Source organism: Lysinibacillus sphaericus (assembly GCF_006864135.1).
Taxonomy (GTDB): domain Bacteria; phylum Bacillota; class Bacilli; order Bacillales_A; family Planococcaceae; genus Lysinibacillus.
This window is the reverse complement of sequence record NZ_SADV01000009.1, coordinates 137,963-154,777: the sequence shown is the minus strand read 5'-3', so window position 1 is coordinate 154,777 and position 16,815 is coordinate 137,963. Positions and strand designations below refer to the sequence as shown.

Annotated in this window: 16 protein-coding genes; all 16 read left to right on the top strand. The window is 38.4% G+C overall.

All coding sequences use genetic code 11. From position 1 onward, the window contains the following. Nucleotides 1-110: 110 nt before the first annotated feature. Nucleotides 111-653: a TIGR01440 family protein gene (locus C7Y47_RS13140; protein WP_142509190.1), complete on the top strand. Its 543-nt coding sequence runs from the start codon at nucleotides 111-113 to the stop codon at nucleotides 651-653. A gap of 60 nt (nucleotides 654-713) precedes the next feature. Further along, a complete protein-coding gene (glyA, locus tag C7Y47_RS13135) occupies nucleotides 714-1,955 on the top strand; it encodes a serine hydroxymethyltransferase (RefSeq protein WP_142509189.1) in 1,242 nt (413 codons plus the stop codon). Between the two features lie 604 nt (nucleotides 1,956-2,559). Continuing rightward, the gene (locus tag C7Y47_RS13130) at nucleotides 2,560-4,713 is read left to right on the top strand and encodes an EAL domain-containing protein (RefSeq protein ID WP_142509188.1); all 2,154 of its coding nucleotides are present in this window, start codon (nucleotides 2,560-2,562) and stop codon (nucleotides 4,711-4,713) included. A 97-nt stretch (nucleotides 4,714-4,810) separates the two neighbouring features. Further along, nucleotides 4,811-5,440: a uracil phosphoribosyltransferase gene (gene upp / locus C7Y47_RS13125; RefSeq protein ID WP_132360354.1), complete on the top strand. Its 630-nt coding sequence runs from the start codon at nucleotides 4,811-4,813 to the stop codon at nucleotides 5,438-5,440. A gap of 249 nt (nucleotides 5,441-5,689) precedes the next feature. Continuing rightward, a complete protein-coding gene (gene wecB, locus C7Y47_RS13120; protein ID WP_142509187.1) occupies nucleotides 5,690-6,811 on the top strand; it encodes a non-hydrolyzing UDP-N-acetylglucosamine 2-epimerase in 1,122 nt (373 codons plus the stop codon). Between the two features lie 518 nt (nucleotides 6,812-7,329). Beyond that, complete coding sequence (locus tag C7Y47_RS13115) at nucleotides 7,330-7,701, top strand: ATP synthase subunit I (RefSeq protein ID WP_142509186.1); 372 nt, start codon at nucleotides 7,330-7,332, stop codon at nucleotides 7,699-7,701. A 36-nt stretch (nucleotides 7,702-7,737) separates the two neighbouring features. Beyond that, nucleotides 7,738-8,460, top strand: a complete 723-nt coding sequence (gene atpB / locus C7Y47_RS13110) for a F0F1 ATP synthase subunit A (protein WP_142509185.1) — start codon at nucleotides 7,738-7,740, stop codon at nucleotides 8,458-8,460. Nucleotides 8,461-8,523: 63 nt separating this feature from the next. Next, the gene (atpE, locus tag C7Y47_RS13105) at nucleotides 8,524-8,736 is read left to right on the top strand and encodes a F0F1 ATP synthase subunit C (RefSeq protein ID WP_049668022.1); all 213 of its coding nucleotides are present in this window, start codon (nucleotides 8,524-8,526) and stop codon (nucleotides 8,734-8,736) included. A gap of 176 nt (nucleotides 8,737-8,912) precedes the next feature. Further along, nucleotides 8,913-9,434: a F0F1 ATP synthase subunit B gene (gene atpF, locus C7Y47_RS13100; RefSeq protein ID WP_132360364.1), complete on the top strand. Its 522-nt coding sequence runs from the start codon at nucleotides 8,913-8,915 to the stop codon at nucleotides 9,432-9,434. Next, nucleotides 9,431-9,967, top strand: coding sequence for a F0F1 ATP synthase subunit delta (locus C7Y47_RS13095; RefSeq protein WP_142509184.1), 537 nt, complete (start codon nucleotides 9,431-9,433; stop codon nucleotides 9,965-9,967). The genes atpF and C7Y47_RS13095 overlap by 4 nt, the downstream gene beginning before the upstream one ends. Nucleotides 9,968-9,995: 28 nt before the next feature. Next, nucleotides 9,996-11,504, top strand: coding sequence for a F0F1 ATP synthase subunit alpha (gene atpA / locus C7Y47_RS13090; RefSeq protein WP_142509183.1), 1,509 nt, complete (start codon nucleotides 9,996-9,998; stop codon nucleotides 11,502-11,504). Between the two features lie 47 nt (nucleotides 11,505-11,551). Next, nucleotides 11,552-12,409, top strand: coding sequence for an ATP synthase F1 subunit gamma (gene atpG, locus C7Y47_RS13085; protein ID WP_142509182.1), 858 nt, complete (start codon nucleotides 11,552-11,554; stop codon nucleotides 12,407-12,409). A gap of 49 nt (nucleotides 12,410-12,458) precedes the next feature. Beyond that, on the top strand, nucleotides 12,459-13,874 hold the full coding sequence (gene atpD / locus C7Y47_RS13080; RefSeq protein WP_079559414.1) for a F0F1 ATP synthase subunit beta: 1,416 nt from the start codon (nucleotides 12,459-12,461) through the stop codon (nucleotides 13,872-13,874). A gap of 24 nt (nucleotides 13,875-13,898) precedes the next feature. Further along, nucleotides 13,899-14,306, top strand: coding sequence for a F0F1 ATP synthase subunit epsilon (locus C7Y47_RS13075; protein ID WP_142509181.1), 408 nt, complete (start codon nucleotides 13,899-13,901; stop codon nucleotides 14,304-14,306). 97 nt (nucleotides 14,307-14,403) lie between these two features. Continuing rightward, nucleotides 14,404-14,643, top strand: coding sequence for a DUF1146 family protein (locus tag C7Y47_RS13070; protein WP_142509180.1), 240 nt, complete (start codon nucleotides 14,404-14,406; stop codon nucleotides 14,641-14,643). Between the two features lie 536 nt (nucleotides 14,644-15,179). Continuing rightward, nucleotides 15,180-16,493: a UDP-N-acetylglucosamine 1-carboxyvinyltransferase gene (gene murA / locus C7Y47_RS13065; protein WP_142509179.1), complete on the top strand. Its 1,314-nt coding sequence runs from the start codon at nucleotides 15,180-15,182 to the stop codon at nucleotides 16,491-16,493. The last annotated feature ends 322 nt before the right edge of the window (nucleotides 16,494-16,815 follow it).

Genomic DNA, 16,815 nt, shown 5'->3' with positions numbered 1-16,815 from the left:
CAATTAAGTTTGTTTAACATATGTCCTAAGCTAAAAAGTGTCATCAAAGAAATTTGAGAATTTTAAGCTATGTGACATAAATAAATTTAGAAATAAAGGGGCTGAGCATAGTGGTTGTTCAACAAATACGAACACATTTGACTCAGTTACTCAGTGAATTTGAAGAGCAGGTAACCCTACGACCAAATACTATTTTTGTTGTAGGCTGCTCGACATCTGAAGTGATTGGTCAGAAAATTGGCACAGCAGGCGCGCTTGAAATTGGAGAGGCGATTTTTGAGCCGTTGCAGGCATTTGCAAAGAAACATCAACTACATCTAGCGTTCCAAGGATGTGAGCATATTAATCGTGCTATTACAATGGAAGTAACAACGGCAGACCAATTTGGTTATGAACCAGTAACAGTTGTACCAGTTCGTACAGCAGGTGGCTCGATGTCTGCTTATGCGTTTACGCAATTTACAAATCCAGTTGTTGTGGAAGCTGTGCAAGCAAATGCAGGTATTGACATTGGTCAAACACTCATAGGTATGCATTTAAAGGCAGTAGCTGTTCCAGTTCGTACTTCTGTGCGAATGGTAGGAGAAGCGGTTGTGACAATTGCAACAACACGTCCAAAGCTGATTGGCGGAGAGCGTGCAGTATATAAATAAAATTACCTCTGAAATCAGTGGTATACAAAGAACGATTATACTTAGGAGGCTTTTTCAAACATGGCATACGAAAAATTAGCAGTACAAGACAAAGCAGTATTAGACGGAATTCTTGCGGAAAAAAAACGTCAACAAGCAAATATTGAGTTAATCGCATCAGAAAACTTTGTATCTGAAGCAGTAATGGAAGCACAAGGTTCTGTTCTAACAAATAAATATGCTGAAGGTTATCCAGGTAAACGCTACTATGGCGGCTGTGAACACGTAGATGTTGTGGAAGATATCGCACGTGATCGTGTGAAAGAAATCTTTGGAGCAGAGTATGCAAACGTACAACCACACTCTGGTGCACAAGCAAACATGGCTGTATACCACACTATTTTAGAACCGGGTGATACTGTACTTGGGATGAATCTTTCTCATGGCGGTCACTTAACACATGGATCTCCTGTAAACTTCTCAGGTATTCTATATAACTTCGTTGAATATGGCGTAACAAAAGATACTCAAGTAATCGATTATGAAGATGTACGCCAAAAAGCGTTAGAACATAAGCCAAAACTAATTGTTGCAGGTGCATCTGCGTACCCACGAGAAATCGATTTTGCTAAATTCCGTGAAATCGCTGATGAAGTAGGAGCATATTTCATGGTGGATATGGCACATATCGCTGGTCTTGTAGCTGCTGGTGAGCACCAATCACCAGTGCCATACGCTGATTTTGTAACATCTACAACACATAAAACATTACGTGGCCCACGTGGTGGTTTAATCCTTGCCTCGAAAGAATGGGAACAAAAGCTTAATAAATCTGTATTCCCAGGTATCCAAGGTGGACCATTAATGCACGTAATCGCAGCAAAAGCTGTAGCATTCGGTGAAGCATTACAACCAGAATTCAAAGAGTATGCAAAACAAATTAAAGCGAATGCAAAAGCTTTAGCAGAAGTATTAATTGCAGAAGGTGTTGAAATTGTATCTGGTGGTACAGATAACCACTTGTTACTTCTTAATGTGAAATCTCTTGGTCTAACAGGAAAAGTAGCAGAGCACGTACTTGATGAAGTAGGCATTACAACAAATAAAAATACAATTCCTTACGATACAGAATCTCCATTCGTAACTTCTGGTATCCGTATTGGTACACCGGCAGTAACATCTCGTGGCTTCAATGAAGAAGACATGAAAGAAGTAGGTGGTATTATTGCTACGGTTCTTAAAAATCCGGAAGATGAAGCAGTAAAAGCTGAAGCAAAAGCTCGCGTAAAAGCATTAACTGATAAACATCCATTATACGTTTAATTTAAACTCTTTCAGCATGCTGAAAGAATTAAAGCCTCCGGACGTAGTTATGCCGGTGCATAATTGATTAGATAAAGCTGTGGTTAAAGTGGTAAATGCACTTTAACCCAGCTTTTTTTGCAATTGTCTTTAGTGAAGGTTGGGCGATTTATTGAGGATTGCGTCACGGATGAGCCATAGAGTGGGGGTGATATCCTTTAAGGATTCCTCGTGACCCACTTCTTATTGTGGCTGTCGCTTCGCTTTCGCACAGACAAAACATCTTGTGGCTGTCGCTTCGCTTTCGCACAGACAAAACATCTTGTGGCTGTCGCTTCGCTTTCGCACAGAAATATGTTATCTAAAGTGGAATGGAATTGACGATACGTTTCGGTGGTGAGCTGTTTTTGCTGATTTGGAAATAAAATACTCTAATTTTTGAATTTATTTACATAAACTTAGTAGGAAAGGATATATTATATAATAGAGAGAGACAAATAATGTCCAGAACTATGTTCAAAAAAGTGACAATTTATTGAATATTTATATACAATGTAGAGAGATTTAACTTCTTTCAGCGATTATGTCGAGGTATATTGATGGAGATAAAGGGAGGAGGGGCTGAATGGTTACTAATACAATGATCATAGAACATGAAATGCTTTTAAATACAATTCGTAGGTTAGGTGATAATTCTAAAGAAAGTTACGTTATTTTTGATGCAACAAATAACAATTGCATATTAGAATGTAATGATTCTTTTTGTACACTTACAAATACTACTCATTCGCAAATAATAAATATCGATTATTTTTCATTGATGTCAAACGAAGAACAGACAACTATTGAAATGATTAAAAATAAAATACATAGCGGAGCGATAGTACAAGAAAAGTTGCATCATAGTTGCTTCGATAAATCTCCTTTTTGGGCAGAGATACAAGCACTCCCGTTTCAAAATAATAAAAATGAAACATTATTTGTGCTAGTAGTTGTTAAGAAAGTTACTTACTATCAGACCGAAGAATTTTTAATGCGCCTTGAGAAAACGATGTACGAAGCGATTGAAAAGGACTATTCCTTCGATAAAAAGATGAGCGTTATTTGCAGTAGTCTAGATCAATTTTTTATGCAGAAAATTTCAAGTATGGTACTTGTTAAAACAGAGGCAGATCAATTACGAATTTTTAAAGGGAACGACAAACTAAAAGATTTGCCGGAGCGTTGTGATAACAAAAAATTTTTCAAGAGAGTTATGCAAGAGGAGACATCTATTCTAGTTAAGAGGTTGGATGAAATTGATATTCCAATAGAACATAAAATGTTTGCTAATTCATCTGAAATGCCATTTGGTTTGTTTATGCCAATATACAATCAACAACATCAAGCAATTGGATTGTTCGCGATATTTTTAAGGCAACATTCTAGTACTGATCAAAAGACTTTTGAAAGCATGCTCCGAAAAATCGGTGCACTTGTTGCATTGGCAAACTCATATGCAAGAACACAAAAAAAGATATGGGACTTAGTCTATATCGATATCACAACAGGGCTGCCTAATCGACATGGTTTTTTAAACAAGGTAGAAAAAGAATACAGCCAAAAGGGTAATATCAAAATCTTAAAGCCAAGCGAATTCCATCAAATTGTCGAGTTATATGGTCGTGAAGCGGGAGATGAACTTTTAAGACAAATTGCTAAACGTCTAAATGAAGAGAAGTATGATCAAAACGAATATATTGCTAGATTTACAAGCTCTAGTTTAATCATTACAAATGCGACATCGGATGAAGACTTTTTCTATTATAAAAGGCGGATAAAAGAGATTATTCGTCAGCCCTTTATTGTGGGTGGAAAGCAAATTTATATTACACTGAAGACTGGAATTGCTTTTTATAACCATGACATAAAAATTGCTGATGCGATTCGCTTTGCAGATAATGCTGTATCCTTCGCGGCCAATAAACCAGGTACTCATATGGAAATATTCACACAAGAAAGAAATGATGTGCTTGAGCAGCAAATGACTGTATTAAACCATTTGGCACAAGCAATAAAAAATAAAGAAATCTCGGTGAATTTACAGCCAAAGGTTGATTTACAGACAGGTGAAATTCAAAGTATTGAAGCGCTTGCCCGCTGGATTTCTCCAAAACTCGGTTTCGTGTCTCCCGCAATTTTTATTCCAGTGGCTGAAAGTGCAGGAAAGGTACGCGAAATCGATATTCAAATATTAGAGATAGCCCTTTCGTGGCTAGCAGAGCGCAAAAGATTAGGGAAAAAATTAGTGAAGGTAGCAGTAAATATTTCGCCTAATCATTTTTACTATGAAAATTTTGTACAGGATACACTGGCGCTCGTTCAGAAATACGATATTGAACCAAGATACATCATTTTAGAAGTAACAGAAAATATTGGATTAGTTGATTTTCAGACTGCTTTTTCTATTATCCAGGAATTAAAGGAGTACGGCTTTAAAACTTCGGTGGACGATTTTGGAACAGGTTTTTCATCACTAAGTTATTTACAAAGACTGCCGTTTACTGAATTAAAAATAGATCGAAGCTTTATTAATGATATTAATGATGCTGCGACACTTGCTATTGTCCGATCCATTATTCAGTTAGCATTAAACTTAGGAATGACTTCCGTCGCAGAAGGCATTGAAAATAAAGAGCAGGTTGAGATTTTACGTGCACTCGGCTGTACAGTAGGACAAGGTTATTTCTATTACAAGCCGATGACAATAGAACAGTTAGATGCAATACTCGATAAATAATCAAGGAGTTGTCCCAAATTTATTTTTGAGACGACTCATTTTTTCTGTTATACTAGGTGAGATAAAAATGAATCCGAACTGTTAGGAGAGAATCCCTTTGAGCAAAGTATACGTATTTGATCATCCACTAATCCAACATAAGTTAACTTATATTCGTGATAAGAATACAGGAACAAAAGAATTTCGTGAGCTTGTAGACGAAGTTGCAACATTAATGGCATTCGAAATTACACGTGATATGCCAGTAGAGGAAATTGAAATTGAGACACCTGTTACAGTTGCTAAAACAAAAGTACTTTCTGGTAAGAAAATTGCGATTGTACCGATTTTACGTGCAGGTATTGGCATGGTAGATGGTGTATTAAATTTAATTCCAGCGGCTAAAGTTGGTCATATCGGTCTTTATCGTGATCCAGAAACTTTAAAACCTGTAGAATACTATGCAAAACTTCCAGCAGATGTAGAAGAACGTGATTTCATCATTGTAGACCCAATGCTTGCAACGGGTGGATCAGCAGTGGAAGCGATCAACTCACTGAAAAAACGTGGTGCGAAGAGCATTAAATTTATGTGCTTAATCGCTGCGCCAGAGGGTGTAAAAGAAATTCAAGAACATCATCCAGATGTAGATATTTATATTGCTGCACTTGATGAAAAACTAAATGACCATGGCTACATTGTCCCTGGTTTAGGTGATGCAGGCGACCGCTTATTCGGTACGAAATAATACTGAACAATTTTCAACGGTAATAACAAGGTTCACCTCAAGTTATGATGAAAACCAATGAAAAATAGATTTAGTATGTAATTTTTAGGAAACTTATAACTTTTGGGAGCGTCCTTCAATATTGAAGGACGTTTCATAGTATGTTAGGCGAATTACTTCTCTTGAAGTCCGACACTTGCTTCATATGATGACGTTCAATGGAGGTAAGCACTTTTCATACAAATAAAACAAAGGACGGTGCAAATCGTTTTGACGAAAAAATGGAAAGTAATGACGATTTTCGGTACGAGACCAGAGGCTATTAAAATGGCTCCACTTGTATTGGAATTACAAAAGTATCCTGAGCAAATAGAATCGATTGTGACGGTAACAGCACAACATCGCCAAATGCTCGATCAAGTTTTAGAAACATTTAAAATTACACCAGACTACGATTTAAATATTATGAAGGATCGTCAAACATTAATTGACGTGACGACTAATGCATTACAAGGCTTAGACAAAGTCATGAAAGAAGCAAAACCGGATATTGTTTTAGTGCATGGTGATACAGCAACAACTTTCATTGCAAGTCTAGCTGCATTTTATAACCAAATTGCAATCGGACATGTAGAAGCAGGTCTTCGAACTTGGAATAAGTATTCACCATACCCAGAGGAAATGAACCGCCAGTTAACAGGTGTTATGGCAGACCTTCATTTCGCTCCAACGGAAGTATCTAAGAAAAACCTTTTAGATGAAAATAAAAACCCAGAAACAATTTTTGTTACTGGTAACACTGCTATCGACGCATTAGCTACAACAGTAAATGAACATTACACACACCCTGTGTTAGAAAAAATAGGGTCAGATCGTATGATTCTATTGACAGCACATCGTCGTGAAAATCTAGGTGAGCCTATGCGTCATATGTTTAGAGCGATTACTAGAATTTTAGCAGAGCATGAGGATGTACAAGTTGTTTACCCAGTTCATATGAACCCAGCTGTAAGAGAAATAGCTAATGAAATTTTAGGAGATCATCCGCGTGTACATTTAATTGAACCTCTAGAGGTCTTCGATTTCCATAACTTTGCGGCTAATTCTTATATGATTTTAACTGATTCTGGTGGCGTCCAAGAAGAAGCCCCTTCATTAGGTAAACCAGTTTTAGTACTTAGAGATACAACAGAGCGCCCAGAAGGTATTGCAGCAGGGACTCTAAAGCTAGCAGGCACGGAAGAAGAAACAATCTACTCTCTAGCTAAGCAATTAATAGAAGATAAAAATGCCTATGAAGTAATGGCAAAAGCATCAAATCCTTATGGTGATGGACATGCTTCTGAACGTATTGTGAAGGCGCTTCTGGAATTTTTACAAAAAAGCAAGTAATATCCCTTTTTGAAATCAAAAAATAAGTCTAATGTACTAATTGTCATAGGTGAGCTAATTTGCGAGCATAATTGTGTCGTAGATTAGCTTTTTTTTGCACAAACGTGAACATTGATTTTGAAGCTATGAATTTTCATACACAAATTTGTCAACAATTTGACAAGAGTATAGTGGCTGTGAAGTTTTTCTCCTTTACTAATTGACTTCAAATATCTCCTATTGTATGCTTACAAAGGGTAATAATGATAAGGGTTTCAAATCGTAAATAGTGGTTGAAACACTTGTTACATCAAGTTTCTACTAAATTGACAGTTCAAACCAACAACTGTCGATTTGCAACGTTTTGTGCGTTTCGGGGTGTAAGATATTTTTTGGGATTTACACCTGTAATTTCAAAATGACGCTCTCCCGTTACTATTCCGCTGTGAGTAGTGTTTTTCACTGCTCTTTTCTGATTTCACATAGTGGTCAGCAAACGTTTCTTTACTCGAAAAATTGATTCAGGAGATTATAAACCAATGCTAGATTTGCATCACATTTTTGCTGTGCAGAAGAGAGCGTTATTTTTTTTGCTCGCACTCTGTGCATTAGGCTGGGGATTTACGCCCTATCAGACGTTTTTTGCGGGCATCGCAATCGGTGCATTCTTTGGTACGTATAATTTTTGGATTTTAGTTCGCCGTATGGAGAAGTTTGATCGATCCATTAGTGAAGGGAAGAAAATAGGCTCGCTTGGTACAATGTTTCGCTTTGGATCAGGTGTAGCGGCAGTCGCTCTAGCCATTTCGTTGCCAAACTATTTTCACTTAATTAGCACGGTCATAGGGCTAATGATTCCGTACGTTTTTCTCTTTGTCGAGAGAATTGTGTCACATGTAAGGAACCGCTAATGTGCTTTAAATTAGAAAGAGAGGTGAAAAATAACAATGAATCATGAAGCTCCATTGCAAGTGGTTGATTTTGGTCTTTTTAAACTAACATTCAACCTTTCAACTGTAATGATGTTACTAGTTGCGGCTCTAGTCGTTTTCTTAATCGCATTTATCTCAACTAGAAGCCTAAAGTTAAAACCTACAGGTATGCAAAACTTTATGGAATGGATTATGGATTTCGTAAAGGGCATCATCAAAAGCAATATGGACTGGAAAACTGGTGGACGATTCCATATTTTAGGTATCACGCTAATTATGTTTATCGCGGTATCTAACTTATTAGGTCTTCCGTTCTCTATCGCCTATAACGGCGAACTTTGGTGGAAATCTCCTACAGCTGACCCAACTGTTACAATGACTCTTGCAGCAATGATTTTAGCCTTAACACATTTCTATGGTATTAAAATGAAGGGGACAGGCCATTATGTTGGTACATTCTTCAAACCAATGTCATTCATGTTCCCGCTAAAAATCGTTGAAGAGTTTGCGAACACGTTAACATTAGGTCTTCGTCTTTACGGTAACATTTATGCAGGTGAGATTTTACTTGGCTTAATCGCAAGTTTAGCTGTTACGGGTCCAATCGGATTCATCGGAGCAATTGTTCCAATGATGGCATGGCAAGGTTTCTCTATTTTCATCGGCTTTATCCAAGCCTTTATCTTCACAATGTTAACAATGGTTTACATGGCTCATAAAGTGAGCGATGACCATTAATATAAAGCATATATTTTATGCTTAAACAAAAAAAACAAACAATTCCAAGGAGGAAATTTTCAAATGGGTTTATTAGCAGCAGCAATCGCAATCGGTCTAGGTGCACTTGGCGCAGGTATCGGTAACGGTCTTATCGTTTCAAAAACAGTAGAAGGTATCGCTCGTCAACCAGAAGCTCGTGGCGTTCTTCAAACTACAATGTTCATCGGGGTAGCATTAGTTGAAGCCCTACCAATCATCGCAGTAGTAATCGCATTCATCGTAATGAACAAATAATTCAGTTGTACACTGAATTTTAGTGGTGGCGAAGCAGGAATCTCCAGATGAAACTTCGCCCTTCATTTTGGAACTGATAAAAGCTATGTGTAAATATAGCTTTTTAAAATAGGTAGTTTTTCAAGTAATTAAATTATTATGTTGAAGTTAAAGCTCTTGAAGGGAGTGAAACAATCGTGTTTTTAGATAATCTTGTACTAGGCAATGCTAGTCCTGGTTTCAATAGTGGTGATATCGCCGCAACATTAGTTATCTTCTTATTACTAATGCTATTACTTAAAAAGTTCGCTTGGGGTCCACTTATGGGCATCATGCAACAACGTGAAGAATTAGTAGCTAGTGAAATCGAAGCAGCTGAAAAAGCGCGCAAAGATTCGCATCAATATTTAGAAGAACAAAAGAGCCTTCTTAAAGAAGCTCGTACGGAAGCACAATCGATTGTTGAAGGCGCTAAGAAGCAAGGCGAAATGCAAAAAGAAGAAATTCTTACTGCAGCTCGCAATGAAGCAAACCGCTTAAAAGAATCGGCTTTACGTGAAATTGAGTCTGAAAAAGAAAAAGCTATTGCGGCTGTACGTGATGAAGTCGTTTCATTATCTGTACTTGCAGCATCTAAAGTCCTTAGCAAAGAGATTTCTGAGGCAGACAACCGTGCTCTAATTGAAGAGACGATTGCGAAGGCAGGGGAAGCTCGATGAGTAATTCAACTGTAGCAAAACGTTACGCACAAGCGCTTTTTGAATTAGCGCAACAAAAAAACATTCTTGCTGAAGTTGGAGCAGACTTAAATGAGCTAACAAAGGTTGTCAAAGAATCTCCTGATTTTTTAACACTTTTAAATGCTCCTAAGTTCTCTATCGAACGTAAGAAACAAATGGTAGCTGAAATCTTTGCAAGTGCAACGCCAGAGGTTTTACACACAGTTCAACTACTTGTTGAGAAAAAACGTGTAAACGAAGTGAAGCTTATTGCGAACGCATATGCTGAGCTTGCTGCACAGGCACAAGGTTCTGCAGATGCAACAGTATTCTCTACTCGTGCACTTTCTGCTGAAGAAAGCGCTAATATTTCTACAACATTTGCGAAACTTGTAGGGAAACAAACATTAAACATTACAAACGAAATTGATCCATCACTTCTTGGTGGTATTCGTGTTCAAATCGGTAATCATATTTATGATAGCTCAGTAGCGAACAAGCTTGAGCGCCTAAAACGTGAATTAATCGGTTAATAATTTAGAAATGTGAGAGGTGACATACATGGGCATCAAGGCTGAAGAAATCAGCAGTCTGATTAAACAACAGATTGAGAATTATGAATCTGAACTTAAAGTAAGCGAAGTTGGTACAGTTATCCGTATTGGTGACGGTATCGCACTTGCTCATGGCCTCGACAACGCCATGGCTGGAGAGCTTTTAGAGTTCTCTAACGGTGTTATGGGTATGGCTCAAAACCTAGAAGAAGGTAACGTAGGTATCGTAATCTTAGGTCCATATGCTGACATCAAAGAAGGCGATGAAGTTCGTCGTACAGGTCGTATCATGGAAGTACCAGTTGGTGAAGAACTAATTGGCCGTGTTGTAAACCCACTTGGTCAACCAGTGGATGGACAAGGTCCAATCAACACAACAAAATCTCGTCCAATCGAAAGTCCAGCTTTCGGTGTAATGGCTCGTAAATCAGTACACGAACCACTACAAACTGGTATCAAAGCGATTGACGCTTTAGTACCAATCGGTCGTGGTCAACGTGAGTTAATCATCGGTGACCGTCAAGTAGGTAAAACATCTGTAGCAATCGATACAATCTTAAACCAAGATGGCGAAAATATGATTTGTATCTACGTTGCTATCGGTCAAAAAGAATCAACTGTACGTGGTGTAGTTGAAACGTTACGTAAGCACGGTGCATTAGATTATACAATCGTTGTAACTGCTGCTGCGTCTCAACCAGCTCCATTACTTTACTTAGCACCATTTGCTGGTGTTTCTATGGCAGAAGAATTCATGTTACAAGGTAAGCACGTATTAATCGTGTATGATGATCTTTCTAAACAAGCATCAGCTTACCGTGAACTTTCACTTCTTCTACGCCGTCCTCCAGGTCGTGAAGCATACCCTGGTGATGTTTTCTACTTACACAGCCGCTTACTTGAACGTGCTGCGAAGTTAAATGAAACATATCAAAATGGTTCTATTACAGCTCTTCCATTCGTTGAGACACAAGCTGGGGATATCTCTGCATACATCCCAACTAACGTAATCTCAATTACTGATGGACAAATTTTCTTACAATCTGACTTATTCAACTCAGGTGTACGTCCAGCGATCAACGCCGGTCTTTCTGTATCACGTGTAGGTGGATCTGCTCAAATTAAAGCGATGAAAAAAGTTGCGGGTACACTACGTCTTGACTTAGCTGCATTCCGTGAACTTGAATCATTTGCTCAATTCGGTTCTGATTTAGATAAAATCACACTTGCTAAACTTGAGCGTGGTAAACGTACGGTTGAAGTTCTTAAACAAGACCTAAACAAACCACTTAAAGTTGAAAAACAAGTTGCCATCCTTTATGCATTAACTAAAGGTCACTTAGATGATATTCCAGTACAAGATATCGTTCGCTTTGAAGGTGAATTCTTAAGCTGGTTAGATACAAACCACACAAACGTTTTAGATCACGTTCGTACTACAAAAGAGCTTGCTCCTGATGCGGATTATGTAGAAGCACTAAATGCTTTCAAAAAAACTTTCGCTAAATCAGAATAAGTTCGAGCTAGTCACTTGATTAAAAAACAAAAGGTGGTGAAATACCAGTGGTAAACTTACGCGAAATTAAAGGTCGTATTAATTCTACAAAGAGTACGAAACAAATTACGAAAGCGATGCAGATGGTTTCTTCTTCAAAGTTACGTCGTGCAGAGCAAAACGCTAAAGCGTACGTTCCTTACATGGAAAAAATTCAGGACGTAGTAGGCGCGATCGCTTCAGGAACAAAAGACAGTGGACATCCAATGTTAACTGCTCGTCCTGTTAAGAAAACAGCTTACTTAGTCATTGGTTCTGACCGTGGTCTTGCAGGTGCTTACAACTCAAGTATCCTACGTCAAGTACAACGTACAATTGACGAGCGTCATAAATCAAAAGACGAATACGTTATTTTAGCGGTAGGTCGTGTTGTTCGTGACTACTTTGTGAAACGTGATCATAATGTCATCAGCGATGTTGTCGGTCTTCCGGACCAACCATCATTTGCTGATATTAAAGAAATCGCTCGTAAAGCTGTTGGTATGTTCACTGATGGTACGTATGATGAACTTTATATGTACTACAATCACTTTGTCAGCGCAATTGCTAACGAAGTGACAGAGAAAAAACTTCTTCCATTAACAGATCTTGCACCTGCTAGCAGTAATGCTTCTTACGAATTTGAACCATCTGGTGAAGCAATTCTAGAAGTATTACTTCCACAATACGCGGAAAGCTTAGTTTATGGCGCATTATTAGATGGGAAAGCAAGTGAACATGCTTCTCGTATGACTGCTATGAAAAATGCAACTGATAATGCATCTGATCTTATTTCAGACCTTTCATTGCAATATAACCGTGCACGTCAAGCAGCAATTACACAAGAAATTACAGAAATCGTTGGTGGAGCTGCAGCCTTAGAATAGGCCCAGCTTCCCAATGTCGTATAAGAATACGATAGGAGGGTACACAGTAATGAATAAAGGACATGTTATTCAAGTAATGGGTCCAGTTGTTGACGTAAAATTTAACAATGGCCAATTACCAGCAATCTATAACTCATTAACAGTTAAGATTGAACGTCCTAATGAAGAACCAACAATTCTTGCTTTAGAAGTTGCTCTTCATTTAGGTGATGATTCTGTTCGTACAATTGCAATGTCATCTACTGATGGCTTACAACGTGGAGCAGAAGTAACAGACTCAGGAAAAGCTATCTCAGTACCAGTTGGTGAAGTTACTCTAGGTCGTGTATTCAACGTACTAGGAGAAGTAATCGACTTAGGTGAAGAGATTCCAGCTGACGTTCGTCGTGATTCAATTCACCGCGAAGCACCATCTTTCGATGAGCTTTCAACTACAGTTGAAATTCTTGAAACAGGTATCAAAGTAGTAGACTTATTAGCACCATATATCAAAGGTGGTAAAATTGGTCTATTCGGTGGTGCCGGTGTAGGTAAAACAGTATTAATCCAAGAATTAATCAATAACATCGCACAAGAGCACTCAGGTATCTCTGTATTCGCTGGTGTAGGTGAGCGTACTCGTGAAGGGAACGACTTATTCTTCGAGATGAGCGATTCAGGCGTTATCAAGCAAACAGCGATGGTATTCGGTCAAATGAACGAGCCACCAGGTGCACGTATGCGTGTTGCTTTAACTGGTCTTACAATGGCAGAATACTTCCGTGATGAGCAAGGTGCTGACGTACTTTTATTCATCGACAATATCTTCCGTTTCACACAAGCAGGTTCTGAGGTTTCTGCCCTATTAGGTCGTATGCCTTCTGCAGTAGGTTACCAACCAACACTTGCAACTGAAATGGGTAAATTACAAGAACGTATCACATCTACTAACAAAGGTTCTGTAACTTCTATTCAAGCGATCTATGTACCAGCCGATGACTATACTGACCCGGCTCCGGCTACAACTTTCGCCCACTTAGATGCAACTACTAACCTTGAGCGTAAATTATCAGAAATGGGTATCTACCCTGCGGTTGACCCATTAGCTTCGACTTCTCGTGCTTTATCACCAGAAATCGTAGGCGCTGAGCACTACGCAATCGCTACTGGCGTACAACGTACAATCCAACGTTACCGTGAATTACAAGATATCATTGCTATCTTAGGTATGGATGAATTATCTGATGAAGATAAACAAACAGTAGAACGTGCTCGTCGTATTCAATTCTTCTTATCTCAAAACTTCCACGTTGCGGAACAATTTACTGGTCAAAAAGGTTCTTATGTACCTGTTAAAGAAACTGTTCGCTCATTCAAGGAAATCCTTGATGGCAAATGGGATCATCTACCAGAAGATGCTTTCCGTCTAGTTGGTTCTATTGATGAAGTAGTTGAAAAAGCGAAAAGCATGGGCGTAGAGGTTTAATACTAGGGACGAGGAGGAAAAAATATGAAGACAGTTCTAGTCAATATTGTCACTCCCGACGGCCCAGTATACGATTCTGAAGTATCAATGGTAATCGCTAAAACAACTTCAGGTGAAATCGGTGTTCTTGCAGGCCATATTCCTATGGTTGCTCCACTTGCAATAGGTGCAGTGAAGCTTAAAAAAGAAGACGGTTCTACTGAACTTGTTGCTTTAAGCGGTGGTTTCATTGAAGTTCGCCCTGAAAAAATCTCAATTTTAGCGCCGTCTGCTGAAATTGCTGAAAGCATTGATGTTAAACGTGCTAAAGAAGCCGTTAAACGTGCTGAAGGTCGTCTTCAAGGTAAACATGATAACATTGATTTCAAACGTGCTGACCTAGCATTAAAACGTGCGTTGAATCGTATCAACGTTCATGAGGGTAATATCTAATTCAAATTTTAACGGGCAGATTCAACATCTGTCCGTTTTTTAACATTGTGCTATCGTTTGAGAGTAACGCTAGAGGAATTAATTTGGAGGAACCAACATGGAAATTTATGAGGCAATAGGACAGGAAGCTTTAATAGGGATTTTATCGCATATATTTTTTATCGCTATAACTTTTTATGCGCTACAAGCGTTTATGCTAGAAAAAATCTTTAAGAAGAATAATGTTTTTCAAATCCAATTAATTTATATTTTATTGAGTATTGCGATAGGTTCAGTCGTTTCGAATTTCTTTCTGCAAATTTCAAATTGGTCAGGGAAGCTGCCATATTTATTTTAATAGCCCCTTATTACTATCTATACGTTAGTAATTAAATTTACATGTTTCACAGGGCTTTATAATATAATTTATGTGGTCCTTTGAAATATGTAAAAATTAGTTAATTTTTTCCAACAAGTGTTTTCTTAGCGAAAGTGAAACACCAGCTACAGATGTTTTTTGTACCGAAAACAGTCGTAGCGACAGGTACAGAAGTCTCCCATCTCTTAAGGTGATGAGATGAATTCGGACGCAATTATTCTTCGAAATAATTGATATAAATCCATTAGATTTGGTTTTTGTTCACAAATACTTGGGTAGATATTAGAAATTAACGCCTTTCTTCCGTGTTATTGGTCATTCACAAAAAAAAAAATCATGCGTACAATAAATAAATAGCAAAATATCAATAAATGACGTAAAATAGTGATTTGGAAGCTTGAACGAGCGTAAGAAAAGTTGTACTATAGAGTTGTTTGTTTACTGATTATGACATTATACTTCTTTTTAAAATAAAGTTTTGATAGATTAATAGATTGAATTCGGAGGGACATAGGGTGGAAAAAATAATAGTGACTGGCGGCCAAAAGCTACAGGGAAAAGTGCGCGTAGAGGGCGCAAAAAATGCGGTGTTACCAATCCTAGCAGCGGCTTTACTTGCTTCTAAAGGAGAAAATGTAATTAAAGAAGTCCCTAACTTAGCAGATGTCTTTACTATAAATGAAGTACTTAAAAGTCTAAATGCGGCAGTTACATATATACCTGAGGATAATACAGTATATATAGATACAACAAAAGAACTTTCTAGTGAAGCCCAATTTGAATTTGTCAGTAAAATGCGTGCATCAATTTTAGTGATGGGTTCCTTACTTGCTCGAAATGGCTATGCTCGTGTTGCTTTACCAGGGGGCTGTGCAATCGGGTCACGTCCAATTGAGTTACATTTAAAGGGCTTTGAAGCTATGGGAGCAAAAATTTCTTTTGGTCATGGATATGTAGAGGCGAAGGCGGAAGGACGTTTAAAAGGCGCAAATGTGTATTTGGACTTCCCTAGCGTTGGGGCAACTGAAAATATTATGACAGCTGCAGCCTTAGCGCAAGGAACAACTGTAATTGAAAATGCTGCAAAAGAACCTGAAATTGTTGATCTTGCAAACTTCATTAATAGTATGGGGGGGCGTGTCATCGGTGCAGGTACGAATACGATTCGTATCGAAGGAGTCGATACATTATATGGAACAGAACATCATATTATTCCTGACCGTATTGAAGCTGGCACATTTATGGTTGCAGCAGCAATTACAAAAGGGGATGTAACGATTGAAAATGCTGTTCCCGAACATATGACAGCATTAATTGCAAAGATGCGTGAAATGGGTGTAGAAATAACTGAGCTTGATGAAGGAATACGTGTACGTGCTCCTAAAACATTAAAAGCTGTTGATATTAAAACTATGCCACATCCAGGCTTTCCGACAGATATGCAATCTCAAATGATGGCCTTAATGTTAACTGCTGAAGGTACGAGTATTATTACGGAAACGGTATTTGAAAATCGTTTTATGCATGTTGAGGAGTTCCGTCGCATGAATGCCGGTGCTAAAATAGAAGGACGTTCTGTGTTTATCGAAGGGCCTGTAAATCTTCAGGGTGCTGAAGTAATGGCGACTGATTTACGAGCTGCGGCTGCATTAATTTTAGCAGGTCTTGTATCTGAAGGTGTGACTAGAGTGACAAAGCTTCATCATTTAGATCGCGGTTATGTCGACTTCCATGGCAAGCTGGCTGCACTTGGCGCACAAATTGAACGTGTACCAGTTGAGGAAGTTATCATTAAAGAGAAAACAACTGTTGAATTACCAACAAAGTAAATAAATTTATAAACCCTTTGCTTACGAGCAGAGGGTTTTTTCTTATTAGTTTAATCCATGCTAGGGAGAGTTTTATAATTGGTTATCTTCATAACGTGAGGTTGATTTCCGTTCCAGCTGGGCGCTTTGCCGCTGCCGCTTCGCGCTGCGCTGCAGGGTATCGGGCCAACACGATGTTGGTCACGAAGGCGTTATCACAGGATGTGATGCTTTTAGCATTCGTTCCTCTATCGCTGATCCCCAAGGAGTCGCCCAGCCTCCACTCCAATCAACTAATAGCATGGCATACGTTTTAAAAACTCTAATAAATAGGAATTAACAG

What these genes read in the sequence shown, in the direction of transcription:
- glyA (WP_142509189.1), top strand. Translation starts at nt 714, where the DNA reads ATGGCATACGAAAAATTAGCAGTACAAGACAAAGCAGTATTAGACGGA.
- C7Y47_RS13130 (WP_142509188.1), top strand. Translation starts at nt 2,560, where the DNA reads ATGGTTACTAATACAATGATCATAGAACATGAAATGCTTTTAAATACA.
- C7Y47_RS13115 (WP_142509186.1), top strand. Translation starts at nt 7,330, where the DNA reads ATGCTAGATTTGCATCACATTTTTGCTGTGCAGAAGAGAGCGTTATTT.
- atpB (WP_142509185.1), top strand. Translation starts at nt 7,738, where the DNA reads ATGAATCATGAAGCTCCATTGCAAGTGGTTGATTTTGGTCTTTTTAAA.
- atpE (WP_049668022.1), top strand. Translation starts at nt 8,524, where the DNA reads ATGGGTTTATTAGCAGCAGCAATCGCAATCGGTCTAGGTGCACTTGGC.
- C7Y47_RS13095 (WP_142509184.1), top strand. Translation starts at nt 9,431, where the DNA reads ATGAGTAATTCAACTGTAGCAAAACGTTACGCACAAGCGCTTTTTGAA.
- atpA (WP_142509183.1), top strand. Translation starts at nt 9,996, where the DNA reads ATGGGCATCAAGGCTGAAGAAATCAGCAGTCTGATTAAACAACAGATT.
- atpD (WP_079559414.1), top strand. Translation starts at nt 12,459, where the DNA reads ATGAATAAAGGACATGTTATTCAAGTAATGGGTCCAGTTGTTGACGTA.
- C7Y47_RS13075 (WP_142509181.1), top strand. Translation starts at nt 13,899, where the DNA reads ATGAAGACAGTTCTAGTCAATATTGTCACTCCCGACGGCCCAGTATAC.
- C7Y47_RS13070 (WP_142509180.1), top strand. Translation starts at nt 14,404, where the DNA reads ATGGAAATTTATGAGGCAATAGGACAGGAAGCTTTAATAGGGATTTTA.